Source organism: Parasphingorhabdus cellanae (assembly GCF_017498565.1).
In the GTDB taxonomy this organism is placed as follows: domain Bacteria; phylum Pseudomonadota; class Alphaproteobacteria; order Sphingomonadales; family Sphingomonadaceae; genus Parasphingorhabdus; species Parasphingorhabdus cellanae.
Genome location: NZ_CP071794.1, coordinates 1,503,045 through 1,519,691 on the forward strand (window position 1 = coordinate 1,503,045; position 16,647 = coordinate 1,519,691).

The following is a 16,647-nucleotide window of genomic DNA, read 5'->3' on the forward strand; positions in this document are numbered from 1 at the left end:
CTATGTTCCTGCGTCATTTATATCTCCAGCTTTGTGCGATTTTCGTGACTAGCCTTTTGGTATTTGCTGCGATCGCTTACTTCATTGTCGATGTGTCCGGCCATGACAGATATGAAGATCTTCTGTTCCAAAAAACCTCATCCCTCACAGAATTATTGTTGCCAGAAGCAGGTGCAGACTTAGCCCAGCAAAAAAAAGCAGTTGATGACATTTCCAGTGCACTCAACTTTGACATCACATTATGGAGTGCCGACAACCAACTAATTGCTGCTACCGGTAAACCAACAGAATTGAACCCATCTGATATTGGATCGGTGCAATGGAACGACAATGCGGCAGGAAAGCGCTTCATGAAAATGCTTGCTGATGGCCGCAGCATTGTGGTTGACGTAAATCAGGCAGACATACCAAGTGACACTTTCGGGATTGGATTCTCACTTTTGGTGCTTGCCGGCCTGATCTCCCTGGCGGTATACCCTTTTATCAGACGCGTGACACGGCGCCTGGAACGGTTGCAGCGAGGCGTGGAACGAATAGGGTCTGGCAATCTGAACGCACGCGTGTTGGTTGAAGGCAGTGATGAAGTCGCGGGCGTTGCACGCAGTTTTAATAAAGCGGCCGAGCAAATTGAAAAGCTGGTGACCTCACAACGCCTGTTACTTGCCAATGCCTCTCATGAACTACGAACGCCTTTAGCCCGCATCCGCATGGGCATTGAAATGCTTCAAAAGAAGGACAATCCTGAACGGCGCGTGGCAATGCAGGATGATATTAAGGAAGTGGATGCGCTTATCGACGAACTGATTTTGATCAGCCGTATCGATACCGGTTTGGCTACACAGAAATTTGAAAATGTGCATTTGATGGCAATCGCCGCAGAAGAATGCGCACGCTATCAAAATTGTTCCGTCTCTGGCGACGCTGCCGAGATTAATGGGGACCCGCGATTGATCCAACACTTGATGCGTAACTTGCTCGACAATGCTGTCGTTCATGGTTTGGCGCCAGTGGAGGTAATTATACATGCAAATAAATCCGCGGTTGAGCTTGCTGTTATGGATGCCGGAGAAGGTATTTCGGAAGGTGAGCGCCAAAACGTGTTGCAACCCTTTTACCGCGGAAAGAACAAACAGAATGTACCAGGCTCCGGATTGGGCCTGCCGTTGGTGCAAAAAATCGCGCATGCACATGGTGGTACGATCATGATCGACAACGCTACAATATCCACAGTGCGCGTTCTTTTCCCCAATCCTCACATTGCCACTGAAGGAGAATTTGATCATGTCAGCTAGCGCTCACATATTCGCGAATAGGGTAGGAGAGACCCTCGCATTATTGCTAATAGCGTTGAGATCAAACGATTTTTTTGAAATCTATGCCTTCATGCCATTTAGACTGGGCTACCCGTTTTCCTGTTCCTTCGCATCAAACGACGGTATATTGATCACGATCTTATTGATACTGGGTTTCATATGGCGGAATGGCAATCGGCCATCACCGTCATCTGACCCGCTTTCAAACTTGCAGCGTACCGCTTCAAAATACATCCGTATAACCCTATACTTTTTGATACTGCATGTACTACCATCGGGTTGTTAGCTACCGTTTGCCATGAGGTCCGGTGATCATATTCATTGACATTGATATGCAGAAAGCCTTCGCATTTCTTTGCCCCGGTGATTTTGCAATCAAACGCGCGGTCCATACCAATATGGCGTATCTGCTGCTTTCATTAATTGCCGATCATATTGCTGCCGCGCCGATCCATAAATATTGATTTTATCGATTATCTTGCTCTCAACCGTTATGCCGCTTCATTATGATCTTTCACAGCAGCTGATTGCAGCATCGGTGGCCCCTGTTCATACATGAAGGGAATGACGTCCAGAAAGAGTTGGGTGACATTATAAATGCATATTTCAAAACTCTGAATAACAGAATTCAGAGACAATATTACCGTTCTCCAGCCCGCTTAACAAATCTTTACACTGCAGAAAAAACGTCGAAACGCAAAGTGATTATTGCCTTGGAAGTCAACCAAACAGACCCCGAAGAAGGCGATTGTTTCCATGAAGAAAAAATTCATTTCTGTGCTTGCTGGTGCTGCCATGCTGCATTGCTCGGCCTATGCACAAAACCCAGATAAACCCGAGGATCGGGTCCAGAACGAAGGTTGGCAGGTATCGCTATCTGCAGGTGCCCTCTACAATCCCATCTACCTTGGTGACGATGATTACCAGGTAAGTGTCTTTCCCAACTTGATCGTCCAATATGACGACCTGCTTACCGCTTCTATCCAGGGCATTGAAGTGAACGCTATCAACTCTAACGGTTTTAAGGCCGGACCGGTGGCGCGTTTCAACTTTGGCCGTGATGAAGATGGCGGCAATCCGCTTGGCCTTGGCGATGGCACCGATGATCTGATCGGTTTGGGCGATGTTGATTTTACCGTCGAACTTGGTGGCTTTGCTCAATACTCGATTGGCAATTTCAGCGCAAAAGCCGAACTGCGTCAGGGCGTAAATGGCCACAAGGGATTGGTCGGTGATGCTGAATTGAAATATGGCAGCACTTTTGACGCCTTAGGCAGAACCGGATCTTTCTCACTCGGTCCTAGAATTACATTCGGAGACAAGAAATATAACAGCGCCTTTTTTGACGTCAACGCAGCCCAATCAATAGCATCCGGATTGTCGCAATATGACGCTGGTAGCGGAATGAATTCTTATGGCTTCCATGGGTCTGTTGTAGTGCCTGTAAGTGATCGGATTTCTGTAACGGGTTTTGCCGGATATGACCGACTATCTGGTGATATTGCCGATTCTTCATTGGTTCAGGAGCGCGGTTCAGAAGATCAGGGAATGGCCGGAATTATGCTGAGCTACAGATTTTAGTCTCGGCTCAATAAAAACGAACGTGCTAGACGTTTGAAAATATTTGTGATGCTACCCTTCTCCCCGTGCCCTGCAAAGAATGGGTAACTTCACAATCGGATGAGATCGCTCGTCAGATGAAGTCTTAAGACGCTCGCTACTGGCGCGCGATCTCATCCAACTATATACTTTCGTTCGAGTAGTCTTGAGCATGCCGCTAATACCCACTTTCCAGAGATTGCGGTAACAACTCGGATTCTGGCTACACGCGTAAAGTGGGAAGTCAGCGAGACACGATATTTCCAGATCTTTGGGACGCTTGAACAGCAAAGATTATAGCTTGAAAGCGCCTGTGAAGAGAATTTTATAGGTGCTTAGAATAGCACGTTGCGGTCGGTCTTGGAAAGTTTCTGCTAACACGGAAGGCCGTCGGTCCGACTATTTCTATCGGTAGACTGGAATGCCAATTTTGACAGAGGTATCCTCAACAAAGTACGGACATAGCTGATCGGAGCCATCGCAAGGAATCGCCGAAATTGCTCAGAATGGAAATTGAAACATGTTAAAAGGGACGTGCCACTGCGGCAAAGTTGGCTGGGCTCTCGATAGGGAGCCAAAGTCGGTCACGGCTTGCAATTGCACAATCTGTCGGCGCTACGGCACTCTGTGGGCCTACGGTTACGATGGTCATGACATTCAAACGACCGGGCATACAAGTATTTATCGGCGGCGCGATGGCGGGGATATCTTATTCCATTTTTGTGCCATTTGTGGGTGTGTGACGCATTTTATTGCTTGTTCCGAGGACGAAAACGGGCGCAAGCGGACTGCCGTAAATGTTAGGATGTCTGACCCTTCACCAATCAACTCGCTTCCAATCCGCCACTTCGACGGGCACGACAGCTTCAAAGAACTTCCACGCGATGGGCGAATGGTGAAAGATATCTGGTTTTGAAATATTTCCAGATAACGGCTTTGACGAATAGCAGATGAAAGACTGTTGGGTCCCGCATAGGTGCGGAGAGCCTACTTTTCTGCGCCTTACAAAGCCCACCAATTGTGGGCGAAGATAATCTCCGCATCAGTAGCCCCTTGTCCGGTCTCTTTAGAGTCGGGCCCTGGACTTTTCAACTTGTTCACAAGCCACTTGGTGATCTAACCTGAAGGATGATGGTCATTCGCTACGCCTTATCCAATCGGATCTAGCTCGGTTGTGGAAAGTCGCGAACCTTTGACTCAATCCGCGAAATTTCGGGATAAAGCGGACGCCAGTCCCCGTCCTCTCCACAAGACATAATATCAACTAAACTCTAGAGCCCTCTATGGGTGCAAGAGCTTCCGCTCGAACCTGTGCTAGCGATCCGATAGCTATTGCTGATTGAACCGGGTGATACGCAGGAGTTACCCCCTGGTTGCTCTGTATACTCAAAAGACTGCGATCATCAGCCGCGACCACAATGCGGTTCAGTTCAAGTTCCTCATAAGGGCTCTCGACTAGTGTTTTTGGCATGCCGTCAATGCAATAGGTGTAAAAGGAGTATCGATTTATAGCGCATAAATATCACCTCTTCACTCTGCGTGCTGGAAGCAATCAAAAGCATTCGAGGCTAGCAATGTCACCTGAAACGACTAGCTTTAGATGGGCACTAAGACCGAAACGGATACTTTCAGTTGCCTGATGAAATAAATCAAAACGCCAATCTGGTTTCACTCTCACATCCATGTTTGGGATATTCCTGTCATACGACGAGTGTCCGCTTTGGGGTGGTGGTTTCGTGCCACTCGGCTTTCGGGGAGCCCGTCAGATTAGCCGACATTCTGTCACCAAAATCGTCTAGACTAGACCCCACTTGTTAGATAGAAAGTGGATGATGATCACAACGCGTGAAGTTACCTACGTCGTGGACGGTCTGAGAATGATCGCCCACTTAGCGCAGCCGGACAGTCCTGGGCCTTGGCCGGCGGTGCTGATAGGACATGACGGAGTCGGCCTCGAAGAGTACCAGCGGCAGCGGGCCGACGATCTGGCCGCGCATGGCTATTTGGCGCTGGCGATGGATTATCACGGCGGTGAGGTTTTCTTCGATCAGCCGGCTGCGATGCTGGCCCGGGTGATGCCCTTGTTAGCCGATGTCGAGCGGATGCAGGCTATTGGTCGTGCTGCGCTTGATCTTCTTCTCGCGCAAGCCGGTGTTGACCCTGATAGAATCGCTGCTCTCGGCTATGGCGCTGGTGGCCAGATCGTGCTCGAACTTGCAAGGACCGGCGTCCCCTTTAAAGCTATTGCGGTCGTCCATCCTGCCTTCCCGGATGCCAAGGCCGAAGACTGGGCCAACGTTACCGGCGCTTTCCTTCTCTGCACGGGGTCGGAAGATCCCCTTTGCACCCCTCAGCAAGTTCTAGACTTCGGCAGCGCACTTCAGGAAGTGGGCGCTGACTGGCGCGTCAACATCTATGGTGGGGCCGAGCACGCGTTCTGGGCACAACCCAGAAACCCGGATGGATCATTCGCCGAAGGTGATGCCCATACCATGACCACTGTGCCCGGCGTCAGCTATCACCCGGAACACACGCCGCACGCATGGCAGGCTGTGCTCGATCTATTCGGCGAAACCTTCTAGATCTTGAAAGCTCTGACTTGCCTGTAGCATCCAGTTTCGGGATCGATGTTCAACTGCTCCAACGCCCGCAATTGGATCGTAAGAAGTCTGTCCGCTTTTCGATCGCATCATGCTTGAAGCCGACATTCTGCAATCGGGATATTTCAGCCGTTTGATCAAATACAAGCGCTGCCATTTTATCAGTTTCGGCGCAGAGAATCCGACCTTAAAATCAGATCTCTTTCTGCTTTGAAGGAGTGATAGCAGATCCGCCCTTTTCCGCATAAATCCAGATATTGTGAGGGTATATTTGAGGGTACAATTCTATAAAATCAAAATAATTTGTTAATATATCACATACTTAAGTTATCTTCACGATTCCCGTAGGGGTCACCATTTCACTATCGAGACACATCTATGAACGTTCAAAGAACGGCTGTTTTTCGTGGTTTTATTGTACAAAATTCATCGCAATCAGAGGCACTTGGGAGTATATCGCCAAGGCATCTTTTGAAGATATCCTCATAGATCCGGCAGCATTCGCGATCGAGGCGGCGAAGGGCCAGGACAAGCAATATTAAGTTTGCAAACTCAGATGGGCTGTATCTACTCGTTCTGCCAGCCAGCCGGCACTATTGGCGCATGATTTACCGTTTCCACCGAAAATTCAAAATGCCGGCTTTCCATGATAGCCAGAAGATTTTCAATTGTGTGCCGGGCATTAAAACCTGTTGCGCCTCCAATACGATCACCGGTTCGCGACTCTTATCGAAACTCAATTACCCACAGGACATGAAAGGAGTTTTGCGCTAAGGTTGACAGGCAAAAGATAAGAGGATTCGGGCCACAGAAGGATTGCATTTGCGCCACAATGATCACCCCTTGAGACAATGGGCTGTTGATGAAATGCATCTGCGGCGATTTGCGCCGGTCGTTAGTCATTGTGAAATTTACCAGACTGTCAGGCTCATCGAATCAGATGAACGGTACAATGAAGACCACCGACTGATCAACGACAAGCCAACGTTTGATAAATGGAGTCTGGCTCCGCGTCACGGATCGGGTCATACTAAATCTGGCATATATTTTCTTTGGGAACGGCATACCGAAGCCAGCACGGTGACGCTGATATTGCCGCATAATTGTCCCGATAAAATCCGGGCACCCTATATTAAGTGGCTCGAACAGTGGAACGGATCAGTCGTACGCGCCGTCCGCATTTTCGTTGCTCCGGACGGTTCAGAGATAAAAGCGCATCTGACCGCGCAGGAAATTGACGAGAAGGAAATGGTTTGCTGCGACGTCAATGCCGGGCTGCGCATCTGGTCGGATTTCGGCATTCACAAGGATGGCTACGGACGGCTATTTGTTACTGCAGGAGATGTCAGTGATGATGAGCGCGGGCGTATTATTCAACGGGTTCAGGAATTGGGTAACTATCGCAACCTCGCGCTTCTGGGTTTTCCTACGGTTCAACAATATGGACCGGATGTCGATCAGCTCGAACAGCAATTATCGGACCATGCGAAACGGGTTGCCAATGCCAGTGATGATGAAAGTGATGAGAATGATGAAGATCTTCTGCAGCAACTGGCCAATATCTCATCGCAACTGGAGCTCATTAGATCTGCTACCAGTTTTCGGCTAAATGCAACGACGGCCTATGCAGAAGTTGCTGCGGATCGTTTAAATGCTCTCAACGTTCAGGCGGTGGCGAATTATCAGAGCCTTACTGATTTTACCGAGCGGCGGCTGGTGCCTGCTTCCCGCACTTGCTCGGTATTTCGCGACCGGCTGAGCCACATTGCCGAACGCATATCGAGGGTCATGCACACTCTTGATGTCGGGATAGATACACGCATAAAGGCACAGAATCTCAGCCTTACCCAATCGATGGAACGCTCAACCCAGCTACAATTTCGTCTGCAAACTCTGGTTGAAGGTCTATCGATCATTGCAGCCGCTTACTATCTCGTCGGATTAATCGGCTATGTCACCAAAGGCATCGCAGCTTTTCCATCTGGTTCGAAAGCGGATATTTTCGTTGGTGCCGTTACACTTCCGGTGATTCTGGCCATCTATTTACTGGTGCGTAGCTTGCGCGGAAAAGTACTCAAAGAAAACGACGCAAATAAGGACTAGATTTCAGACATTTGCCGTACCGCTACTAAAAACTTTCTTTTATTCGGCGGGATTCTAGGCTATGTAGCTAAGATATTGATTATGCTATCAATAAATGAATAGGAGAGAATATGGTCAGGTTTAAAGCATTGGCGGGGGTCGTCGCTTTATCAGCTTTAGCGGCAGCCTGTTCTGGCGGTGGGTCCGAACAAAGTGCGCCAGCAGAAACAACTGAAACGGCAACACCCGAACCAGCTCCGGAAACAGCTGAAGCATCTGCGGCTCCAGCAGATACTGGTCCACCCGCTGTAGATAACGTAGAAACTCTCGATGGCGTCGAGTATGCGAGCCTGACCGGAGATGCAGCAGCTGGCAAGATGGTATTTGCGCAATGTCGCACTTGTCATGTTACCGATCCTGGCGTGAACCGTACCGGCCCATCTATGGCAGGTATTGTGGGCCGCGAAGCGGGCACAGTTGAAGGGTTCAACTATACAGATGCCAACAAAAATAGCGGCATTACGTGGACCGAAGAAAAAATGTTCCAGTATCTCGAGAATCCGCAACGCGTGATCCCGAAGACGAAGATGATCTTTGCTGGTTTGCCTGATGCACAAAAACGCGCAGATGTGATCGCCTATCTGAAAGACCCAAGCTGATCTTCTGATCCTTGGATAGAAACAAAAAGGGCCGGGGTAATTCCCGGCCCTTTTTGTTTCTAATGAGCTACCTTTGTCGCGCTTTTAAGCAGCAATGTCCCGCCGCGCCAGTTCGCATTGTGACCAGATTTCACTCAGCGCGGTGATCAACCGATTAACATCGTCATCGCTGTGAACGGGTGACGGGGTAATCCGCAACCGTTCCGTTCCGCGCGGCACTGTCGGATAGTTTATCGGTTGAACATAAATCCCGTGATTATCCATCAGCCAGTCACTTATAAACTTACATTTATGGGCATCGCCAACCATTACCGGAATGATGTGGCTCGGATTTGGCAGATGCGGAATACCTAAACGATCCAGTGCATCGCGCACCTTTTCAACCCGTTCTTTCTGGGTATCCCGTTCGATATTGCTCTCTTTCAAATGCTTGATGCTCGCACAGGCTCCGGCAGCAACGGCGGGCGGCATAGCGGTTGTGAAGATAAAGCCGCTGGCAAAAGTACGCACGAAATCGCAAAGGTCTTTCGAAGCAGAGATATATCCGCCCATCACGCCAAATGCTTTGCCCAATGTGCCTTCGATAACTGTGATCCGGTCCATCAGGCCTTCGCGTTCTGCAACACCGCCGCCACGCGGTCCATAGAGGCCCACACCGTGCACCTCGTCGATATAGCTCATCGCATTATGCTTTTCGCAAACATCCAGAATTTCTGCAATTGGCGCGATATCGCCATCCATGGAATAGACGCTTTCAAAGGCCACTAATTTCGGCCTGTCCGGGTCCAAAGTGCTCAGCTTGCGGTCAAGATCTTCGGGAGAATTATGCTCGAAAATCATCCGCTCAGCACCGCTGTAACGAATGCCTTCTATCATAGAGGCATGGTTGAGCGCATCGGAAAGGACGACACAGTCGGGAATGCGCGCAGCGAGAGTACCGAGCGCGGCCCAGTTTGAAACATAGCCGGAAGTGAACAACAGAGCGTCTTCTTTACCATGTAGATCGGCAAGCTCTTTTTCCAGCAGAACATGATGGTGGTTCGTACCGGAAATATTGCGGGTACCCCCTGCACCGGCACCGCATTCATCGATGACCTTGTGCATGGCCGCTGCAACTTTTGGATGTTGCCCCATGCCGAGATAGTCGTTGGAACACCAAACTGTCACATTAGTTGTGCCGTCTTCAACATAGCGTGTCGCCTGCGGGAAATTTCCGGCTTTGCGTTCTATTTCGGCAAAGACACGATAGCGACCTTCGTCTCTGACCGCCTGTAGCTCGCTCCCGAAAAATTCTTGATAATCCATCCTATTTCCCTCCTCAAATTCGGTTCTTGTTGTTGCGCGCCGACAAGGCCCACTGCCACAAAGCAGAATCCTTGAACGGTATCGCGAGAAAAAAATGCTCAAGCGCAGCGAGCAGGGAGAGGCAGCATAGCAAGGCCGCCTGCACCGTCTCATTTGCTGAAGTCGCCGTAAAAGCTGCGCTTGCGAAATAGCCGGCCAGCGCGAGAATCATAACCATTGAAATAATCAGCATCGGCCGCAAATGCTTCGGCCCGAAATAACTTTTGAGATATTCCAAATGGTCCGGCAGCAACTCATCACTCATATTCGGAACGCCGAAATAGATATTCAGCTTCGATGAGAGCCGGAAAATTAGCAGCAGTGCAAAAGCATAGGCACCCGTTGGATTGGCGGTAACAGCAGCCAGAGAAAGCAGCAGCCCTGCCGTCATGGCCAGCGCGATCTCGTGATGGACTAATGCCATAGTTGCATAAGAAAAACGTCGCCATCCGGTTGCCCCTTCTGGACATGGATCACGATGCGATCCCGCAACGGCACCGGTGAGGAAACTGATTTCATGCCAGCTCCAGATCATCAGACCGCCGACGAAAGAGACGTAAGTCGCCCATATCGCGGTCGATTGACTGGTCAGAGCGAGCAAAGCCAGCCCTCCGATCGCGCAGGCTCCCGAGATAATCAGTGCTCGGCCAAAGGATTGGCGCAGCCGATGGTTCAGCATTGCTACCAGCCCGGTGCCGACAAACCATAGTGCAATCACTACGATAAAGGGCAAACCAAGATCAGCAAATCCTACCATGCAGGAGAGAGCCTGATCTGCTGGGGCAATTCATTCACCTGAGGTTTCATGAAGTACATGCGTGCAAAAGCAAAACCAGCTTTGCACATATGTTTGACCCGGCCTAGTTTGCCGCTGATCCCGCCGCGTGCCTTGGCATCTTCCATCGCAACAGAAGCGAGGCGCAAATTTTCCATTTGTTTGCGAAAACGCGGATCATCGGTATCCAGCTTGACGGGGAATACCTGTTTGCTGATCTCGGTGCAGATCGAAAATACCTCATAGCCATAGTCTGCGGGATGCACACCGAGTGCCTTGTGGAAAACCGGCCGGTTATGATCGCGCACATACATGGTTGCATAGACCGACAGCAGGAAGAAGCGGATCCACAGCTTGTTCATACCTTTCAACAGTTTCGGATCGGCCCGCAACAGCAGAGCAAAGGCTTCGCCATGGCGAAACTCATCATTGCACCATTCCTCGAACCAATCGAAAATTGGGTGGAACTTATTTTCAGGGCTTTTCGCCAGATGACGGAATATTGTAATGTAGCGTGCGTAACCGATTTTTTCCGACAGATAGACCGCGTAGAAAATAAACTTCGGTTTGAAGAACGTATATTTCTTGGCCTTGGTCAGGAAACTCAGGTCAATGCCGATGCCAGCGCCTTTCAGCGTTTCGTTGATGAAGCCAGCATGGCGGCTCTCGTCGCGGGCGAGCAGCTTAAACAAGCGCTTCATGTCGCGATTTTTTGTGCGCTTTGCGATTTCGGCGTAAAGGATACAGCCGGAAAACTCTGAGGTTAGCGAGCTCGCGAGAAAGTCGATAAACTCCTTTTGCAGCTCTGGCTCCAGACCTTCGATCACCCCATCAAACGCATCCGTTTTCTTGAAATGCTTCTTGTTGGGATCACCCTCCATTTCATCCATCAACTCATCCCATTCCTCACGAACGAGAGAAACATCCAGTTTGTCCATGGCATCGAAATCGGTGGTATAGAAGCGCGGAGCTAGGACCGTGTCCTGCGTGGCAATCGCCATCGTATCTGGTGTTTCGTCCAATACTAGTTTGGTTTTGGCCAGTTCGATTTTCGTCTGTGCGTTCATCAGAGCCTCCCAGGGGTAAAGCTGACTTCATAGAGTTCGGCCATTTCAAAATGACCTGCGAATTTGGTCCATGCGCGGCGGAACATACCAGCGCGCTGAACCGTGGCGACCCGGTCAAAAAAAACCTTTTCGCCAAAAGAAACCATGATCGGTTCGCCATGTACCTTCACACTGTCACCAGGGAAAATCGGAACATTCCCGGCCAATTCGACATGGGCATGAAAGTGGTCCGAGCTTTGTTCAATTTCGACCCGGCAGCGGGTATCGAATTTTTCTTTGGAAAATAGGCTAATCATGCGCTCGGCTCCTTCAGCATCTCTGCAAATGTTGTGCTATGGTCTGCACCAAAGCCATGAATTTCAGCATTTTTGCCAGTTGCTGGATCATGCAGTGACAGCGCGCCATTTTCCCAGCGGATTAGCGTGAATGGCTGTTCGGAGCCGATTCCGGAAGCAGCCCGTGTCTTGGCCATCCGGCGCATGGTTGCGCGAACAAAGCCACCTTCGCCATAGGCTATGACTTTCACGATATCCTGTGTCGCCGCATCCGATATAATCACGGCACCATCTTCCCGATCAGCGAAATTCAAATTCCGTTTTTCCGCTGGCGCAACTTGCTCTGCGGCGCGGGATAGCTCGGGATTAGCGGATTGGGGAATCCATCCCCAACTCACTGCTCCAGTCAAAACCATGGTAAATGTCAGTAGCACGGCCGCGCCAATTAATGCGCCACGCGGGATGGTGGGATCATGATTATGCGCTTGGCTCATGCCGGCAGACCTTCCATTGGAATATTGCGAGTTTCGGTATTTTTGGTCTCGGTGGCTGGTGCGATCCGCTGAATATTTTCGGTCGCTTCAAACAGTAAGCGCGCCACTTTTTCCGCATCCGGAATAGCTCTCAACATCGGTTGCGGCCGCACGAAGCGCAGCGAACGAGCATGCGGCCAAAGCATCAGATAGCCGAGACGCGGCATGCCTTTGAGGCTCAGCGCGATATTACCATGATCACCATCCACCAGTTTCAAATTGGCGGCTTCCATCTCACTCAAGGGCAAATTAATACACTTGTTCAGCGCTACGCCAATCCGCAACACAACACGTTTGTTGGTTAGGGTATAGATAGTTGTCCGACCCACTCCCCAAGCGAACAGCACGAACAAACCTGTGGCGGTCGCACCCAATGCGGTCATGGCAATGGCCGTTCCCGTATCGCCGCGAAATATCGCAACCGCAAAAATGACGAGAAAGTAGATGACGGTGAGTCGGATGTGCAATGCCGAGATCACCATGGCTTTCCAATCGGGAGCGTCTTGCCAGATGATATGCTCATCCTCTGGCAGCTCTTCGGGAAGTCCTCTTACCGGTTCATGATCATATTCACTCATAAGATCGGCTCCTGGCGGTCTTTGTTGGCATAGAGATAGCCGCCACCGAAATAAGCGACGACGCGCTCTTCTTCGTAGAAAGTAATCTCGTCCGCTTTGGCAGGAACCGGCGCAGCGGCAAATTGATCCGCATTAATGGCATCAATCACGACTTGGTTCTTTTTGCCTTTCACCTTGGACATACCCATTGGTGCGAGCACTTTCTTGGCACCGGTATCGACTTCGAGATAGCGGATTTGATGCTCGGCGCGGTCAACCCAGATATCAGATACAGTGCCAGCCGTTTCACCATCTGCGCCTATCACAGCCATACCACGAGGGTCGCTATCCCGGCGATCAACCGTGATGTGCGGCGTTGTACCAATGGGAACAATCCGGTTATGTCCTTCTGCATCAAGATCGGGATGCCTGGAGCGCTCTGCCCACGAGGCTGGTCCAATGCCATCTTCAAGGGGATTTCCGGTCGGATAATAAGGCGCGCCGGGAGAGCGAAATGTCCGCTTGCCAGCCACATCGACCTTTTCGCGACCTTGTGTCGGAGTCGTCACTGTTCCGCGACCAAAAGGCATTAGAAAGGTCTTAGGCTTTCCCGTTAGCAGCGTGCCGCCATGCGTGTCGACCCGCCCCGTTGTCTCATCTTCCAACGGATAGCCTTCGCGGCGATCTTCACGACGAAGATAGAATACGAGCGCGATAAAGAACAAGACAAACGCCAAAAACACCAACTCGGTCACATCAAATGTGCCCACCAGTTTTACATCATCCATCATCCATTCTCCTCTCGAAACATGTTTCCGATCCCGCCGTTAAGTCGGGAATTCACTCAGACCAAAACTTTCCATATCATCCGTATTTTTCGGCCGACCAAGACCGATGACCGGGCCAAGCACCACCAGCGTCACCAGCAGCAACAGGATTTCCAGACAATAAACTGTGCCATATCCGGTCGCGCGATCCGCCAATGTTGAACCCAGACCGTCTGCCATCGCGAAATAGGCCATCCCATCCCGGATCAAGCCGCCAAAGGCGATACCAAGACCGGCACAGCTCGCCTGCACCGCACCCCATGCTCCCAGGGCCAGGCCCTCGGAACCTTTTTGCGCCAGTCCCATCGCGGCGATCATTGTTCCCACCGAGAATAGCCCGGTGCCGAAACCAATTATTGCGGCGCCGATAAACAGCAAAGATGCGGAACTTAGAGGCGCTGCAAAAAGCGTCATTAAAAAAGCGGCAACACCCGCAACTGCGCCAAATCCGGCAAGCCGCAAGGGATCGGAACCAGCTGAAAGACGGTTGGCGCAATAGGCAAAGGCAACCAGCGCGCCCATTGCCCAAGCGCCTGTCAGCGCAGTGGTCGAGCCCACAGAAAGCCCTAAAATCTCTCCGCCAAACGGTTCGAGCAAAGCATCCTGCATCGCGAATGCCATCGCGCCCAGTCCAATTGCGAGCAACAAACGCTTGGTGTTGGGTTGGCTTGTGAAAGCTGCCCATATGTCGGAGAATCTGGTCGGGGGCTCGCTGGACATGGTCACCGCCTTATTACGTGCTTCCTGTTTCCAAAGCGCGATGATGTTGAGCACTATTGTAAGCGCTGCCGCGCCCTGAATTACTTGCACCAGCTTGGTCGCTGTAAAATTAACCAGCAAATTTCCAATGGTGAAGGCAGCCAGCGTCATGCCGATCAGCAGCATCACATAAAGCAGCGCCACCACCCGAGGGCGTTTGTCTTCGGATGCAATGTCGGTCGCCAGCGCAAGGCCGGCTGTCTGGGTTACATGCATGCCCGTGCCGGTGAGCAGGAATGCAAGACAACCAGCAACCAGACCAATCGCGAAGGTATCGGGCCGGGTCAGCAAGACAAGGGAAAAGGGCATGATCGCAAGACCGCCAAACTGCGTCAAAGTACCATACCAGATATATGGCACACGTCGCCAGCCAAGCACAGAACGATGCGTATCGCTGCGATGGCCGATTAAAGCCCGGAAGGGCGCAACCAAGAGCGGGATCGCGATCATCAAAGCGACAATCCACGTGGGCGTCCGAAGCTCGACAATCATCACCCGGTTCAGGGTGCCATTGAGCAATACTACCGCAATACCAACGCTGACCTGAAACAGCGCCAACCGTAAAATCCGGGCCAAAGGTAGGTCCGCACTGCCCGCATCTGCAAAAGGCAAAAACCGCGTTCCCACGGATTGCCAAAATGTTACAGCTGAGGGCTTTTGGTCCATTAGCGGCTCAACCCCATGGCTTGCGATTTATAGAAACCGCTGGAAACCCGCTGCGTGAAATCAATTTTCCACTCAGGTAGAATCGAACCGATCTCTTTGGAAAGCCGGGATTCCGCAATCGGCTTGATCGCTGGCGACCGGTCGCTGCGCGGAAAGAGCATGCCAACCTTATGCATGGTTTGCAGCAACATCGTGCTTGGCGCAAAGGTAAACGCGACCTCGTTCGCACGATCCGCCCATGCGCGGAGAACAGCAACTACGTCATCCACATTATAGTGAATGAGCGAGTCCATCGCCACGATATGATCGAAAATGCCAAGATCGCGGTTGCGCATATCGCCCACCCGCCAATCAATCGAAAGACCCTCAGGAGCCCTTTTCCGGGCCACATCGATCAAGCCTTGCGACACGTCAATAGCAATCACATCTGCGCCGCGCTCGGCGGCGGCGATAGAAAGAGCACCGGTACCGCAGCCCGCGTCAAGCAGGCGCATTCCGTGCATATCTGTCGGCAAGGAAGAGAGCAGCAAATTGCGCATCTCATCGCGCCCAGCCCGTACGGTGGCGCGAATGCCGCTTACCGGGACGTCCGACGTCAGATCTTCCCACGCTTTGCGCGCGGTCTTGTCGAAATAATTTTCCAACCGTACGCGGCTCTCATGATATGTCGTGGAGGTTAAGCTATTTTCCATCATTCAAACCCCAAAAATTCAAAGATATCGCGATCCTTCATGGGTTTAGCGTCAAGAGCATCGACACCATCCCAGAGTTTACGAGCCAAGTTCATATATTCCTGCCGTGCTTCCTCGACTTCTGGAGAATCCTCCATTTCGAAAAGTGTGCATTTTTTGAGCCGTGAACGCCGAATGGCATCCAGATCAGCAAAATGCGCTAGCCGCCGCATGCCGATGGCGTCACTGAAACGATCAATCTCGTCAGTTGCTGCTGACCGGTTGGCGACAACCCCGGCCAATCGGACATTATAGTTTTTTGCTTTTGCATTAATCGCGGCAACGATCCGGTTCATTGCGAAAATGCTGTCAAAATCATTGGCAGCGACAACGACCGCATTGTCTGCATGCTGGAGGGGAGCCGCGAAACCGCCACACACCACATCACCAAGCACATCGAAAATCACGACGTCCGTATCTTCCAGCAAATGGTGCTGTTTCAATAACTTGACCGTTTGGCCAACCACATAGCCACCGCAGCCTGTACCAGCAGGAGGGCCGCCTGCTTCGACACACATGACGCCATTATATCCTTCAAACATGAAGTCTTCGGTCCGCAGTTCCTCGCTGTGAAAGTCGACCTCTTCGAGAACATCGATAACCGTCGGCATCATTTTCTTGGTCAGCGTGAAGGTCGAGTCATGCTTGGGATCGCAACCAATTTGCAGGACCCGGTGACCGAGTTTCGAGAAGGCGGCAGACAAGTTCGACGACGTCGTGGATTTGCCAATCCCGCCTTTGCCATAAACCGCAAATACCTTTGCGCCCTTGATTTTGTCATCGGGGTCAAGGGCAACTTGAACGCTGCCTTCGCCATCGGGTGGGGAGTCGCTTCCATCTAAAAGTGTCATGCTTTTATC

At 51.1% G+C, this 16,647-nt stretch carries 17 protein-coding genes; 6 read left to right on the plus strand and 11 right to left on the minus strand.

The window, feature by feature from the left end:
* Positions 1-2: 2 nt before the first annotated feature.
* Positions 3-1,292, plus strand: coding sequence for a sensor histidine kinase (locus J4G78_RS07365; protein WP_207989732.1), 1,290 nt, complete (start codon positions 3-5; stop codon positions 1,290-1,292).
* Positions 1,293-1,804: 512 nt separating this feature from the next.
* On the opposite strand, the gene J4G78_RS07370 is transcribed toward J4G78_RS07365, so the two are convergent.
* Positions 1,805-1,951: a hypothetical protein gene (locus J4G78_RS07370; protein ID WP_207989733.1), complete on the minus strand. Its 147-nt coding sequence runs from the start codon at positions 1,949-1,951 to the stop codon at positions 1,805-1,807.
* 118 nt (positions 1,952-2,069) lie between these two features.
* On the opposite strand from J4G78_RS07370, the gene J4G78_RS07375 reads away from it, so the two are divergent.
* From J4G78_RS07375 to J4G78_RS07390, 5 genes are all read left to right on the plus strand, one after another.
* On the plus strand, positions 2,070-2,894 hold the full coding sequence (locus tag J4G78_RS07375; RefSeq protein WP_207989735.1) for a MipA/OmpV family protein: 825 nt from the start codon (positions 2,070-2,072) through the stop codon (positions 2,892-2,894).
* Between the two features lie 538 nt (positions 2,895-3,432).
* Entirely contained in the window at positions 3,433-3,828 is a 396-nt protein-coding gene (locus J4G78_RS18430; protein ID WP_445669911.1) for a GFA family protein, read from the plus strand.
* 913 nt (positions 3,829-4,741) lie between these two features.
* Positions 4,742-5,494 (plus strand): dienelactone hydrolase family protein, encoded by a 753-nt coding sequence (locus tag J4G78_RS07380; RefSeq protein ID WP_207989737.1) that lies wholly within the window; start codon positions 4,742-4,744, stop codon positions 5,492-5,494.
* 861 nt (positions 5,495-6,355) lie between these two features.
* The gene (locus J4G78_RS07385) at positions 6,356-7,615 is read left to right on the plus strand and encodes a DUF3422 domain-containing protein (RefSeq protein ID WP_207989739.1); all 1,260 of its coding nucleotides are present in this window, start codon (positions 6,356-6,358) and stop codon (positions 7,613-7,615) included.
* Between the two features lie 110 nt (positions 7,616-7,725).
* On the plus strand, positions 7,726-8,253 hold the full coding sequence (locus J4G78_RS07390) for a c-type cytochrome (RefSeq protein WP_207989741.1): 528 nt from the start codon (positions 7,726-7,728) through the stop codon (positions 8,251-8,253).
* Positions 8,254-8,337: 84 nt separating this feature from the next.
* Here J4G78_RS07390 and hemA read toward each other — a convergent pair whose 3' ends face one another.
* Genes hemA through bchL form a run of 10 tightly spaced genes read right to left on the minus strand, consistent with a single transcriptional unit; the run spans position 8,338 to position 16,638 of the window.
* A complete protein-coding gene (hemA, locus tag J4G78_RS07395; protein WP_207989743.1) occupies positions 8,338-9,558 on the minus strand; it encodes a 5-aminolevulinate synthase in 1,221 nt (406 codons plus the stop codon).
* Positions 9,559-9,571: 13 nt separating this feature from the next.
* The gene (gene puhE, locus J4G78_RS07400; RefSeq protein WP_207989745.1) at positions 9,572-10,354 is read right to left on the minus strand and encodes a putative photosynthetic complex assembly protein PuhE; all 783 of its coding nucleotides are present in this window, start codon (positions 10,352-10,354) and stop codon (positions 9,572-9,574) included.
* Entirely contained in the window at positions 10,348-11,439 is a 1,092-nt protein-coding gene (gene acsF, locus J4G78_RS07405; protein WP_207989746.1) for a magnesium-protoporphyrin IX monomethyl ester (oxidative) cyclase, read from the minus strand. Before acsF ends, puhE begins: the two co-directional genes overlap by 7 nt.
* Complete coding sequence (locus tag J4G78_RS07410) at positions 11,439-11,735, minus strand: O2-dependent cyclase accessory protein (RefSeq protein ID WP_207989748.1); 297 nt, start codon at positions 11,733-11,735, stop codon at positions 11,439-11,441. The genes acsF and J4G78_RS07410 overlap by 1 nt, the downstream gene beginning before the upstream one ends.
* Complete coding sequence (puhC, locus tag J4G78_RS07415; protein ID WP_207989750.1) at positions 11,732-12,208, minus strand: photosynthetic complex assembly protein PuhC; 477 nt, start codon at positions 12,206-12,208, stop codon at positions 11,732-11,734. The genes J4G78_RS07410 and puhC overlap by 4 nt, the downstream gene beginning before the upstream one ends.
* A complete protein-coding gene (puhB, locus tag J4G78_RS07420; protein WP_207989752.1) occupies positions 12,205-12,825 on the minus strand; it encodes a photosynthetic complex putative assembly protein PuhB in 621 nt (206 codons plus the stop codon). The genes puhC and puhB overlap by 4 nt, the downstream gene beginning before the upstream one ends.
* Positions 12,822-13,595 (minus strand): photosynthetic reaction center subunit H, encoded by a 774-nt coding sequence (gene puhA / locus J4G78_RS07425; protein WP_310737257.1) that lies wholly within the window; start codon positions 13,593-13,595, stop codon positions 12,822-12,824. Before puhA ends, puhB begins: the two co-directional genes overlap by 4 nt.
* A gap of 36 nt (positions 13,596-13,631) precedes the next feature.
* A complete protein-coding gene (locus J4G78_RS07430; RefSeq protein ID WP_310737258.1) occupies positions 13,632-15,002 on the minus strand; it encodes a BCD family MFS transporter in 1,371 nt (456 codons plus the stop codon).
* 53 nt (positions 15,003-15,055) lie between these two features.
* Positions 15,056-15,751 (minus strand): magnesium protoporphyrin IX methyltransferase, encoded by a 696-nt coding sequence (gene bchM, locus J4G78_RS07435; RefSeq protein ID WP_207989756.1) that lies wholly within the window; start codon positions 15,749-15,751, stop codon positions 15,056-15,058.
* Positions 15,748-16,638 (minus strand): ferredoxin:protochlorophyllide reductase (ATP-dependent) iron-sulfur ATP-binding protein, encoded by an 891-nt coding sequence (gene bchL / locus J4G78_RS07440; protein WP_207989758.1) that lies wholly within the window; start codon positions 16,636-16,638, stop codon positions 15,748-15,750. The genes bchM and bchL overlap by 4 nt, the downstream gene beginning before the upstream one ends.
* Between the last annotated feature and the right edge of the window lie 9 nt (positions 16,639-16,647).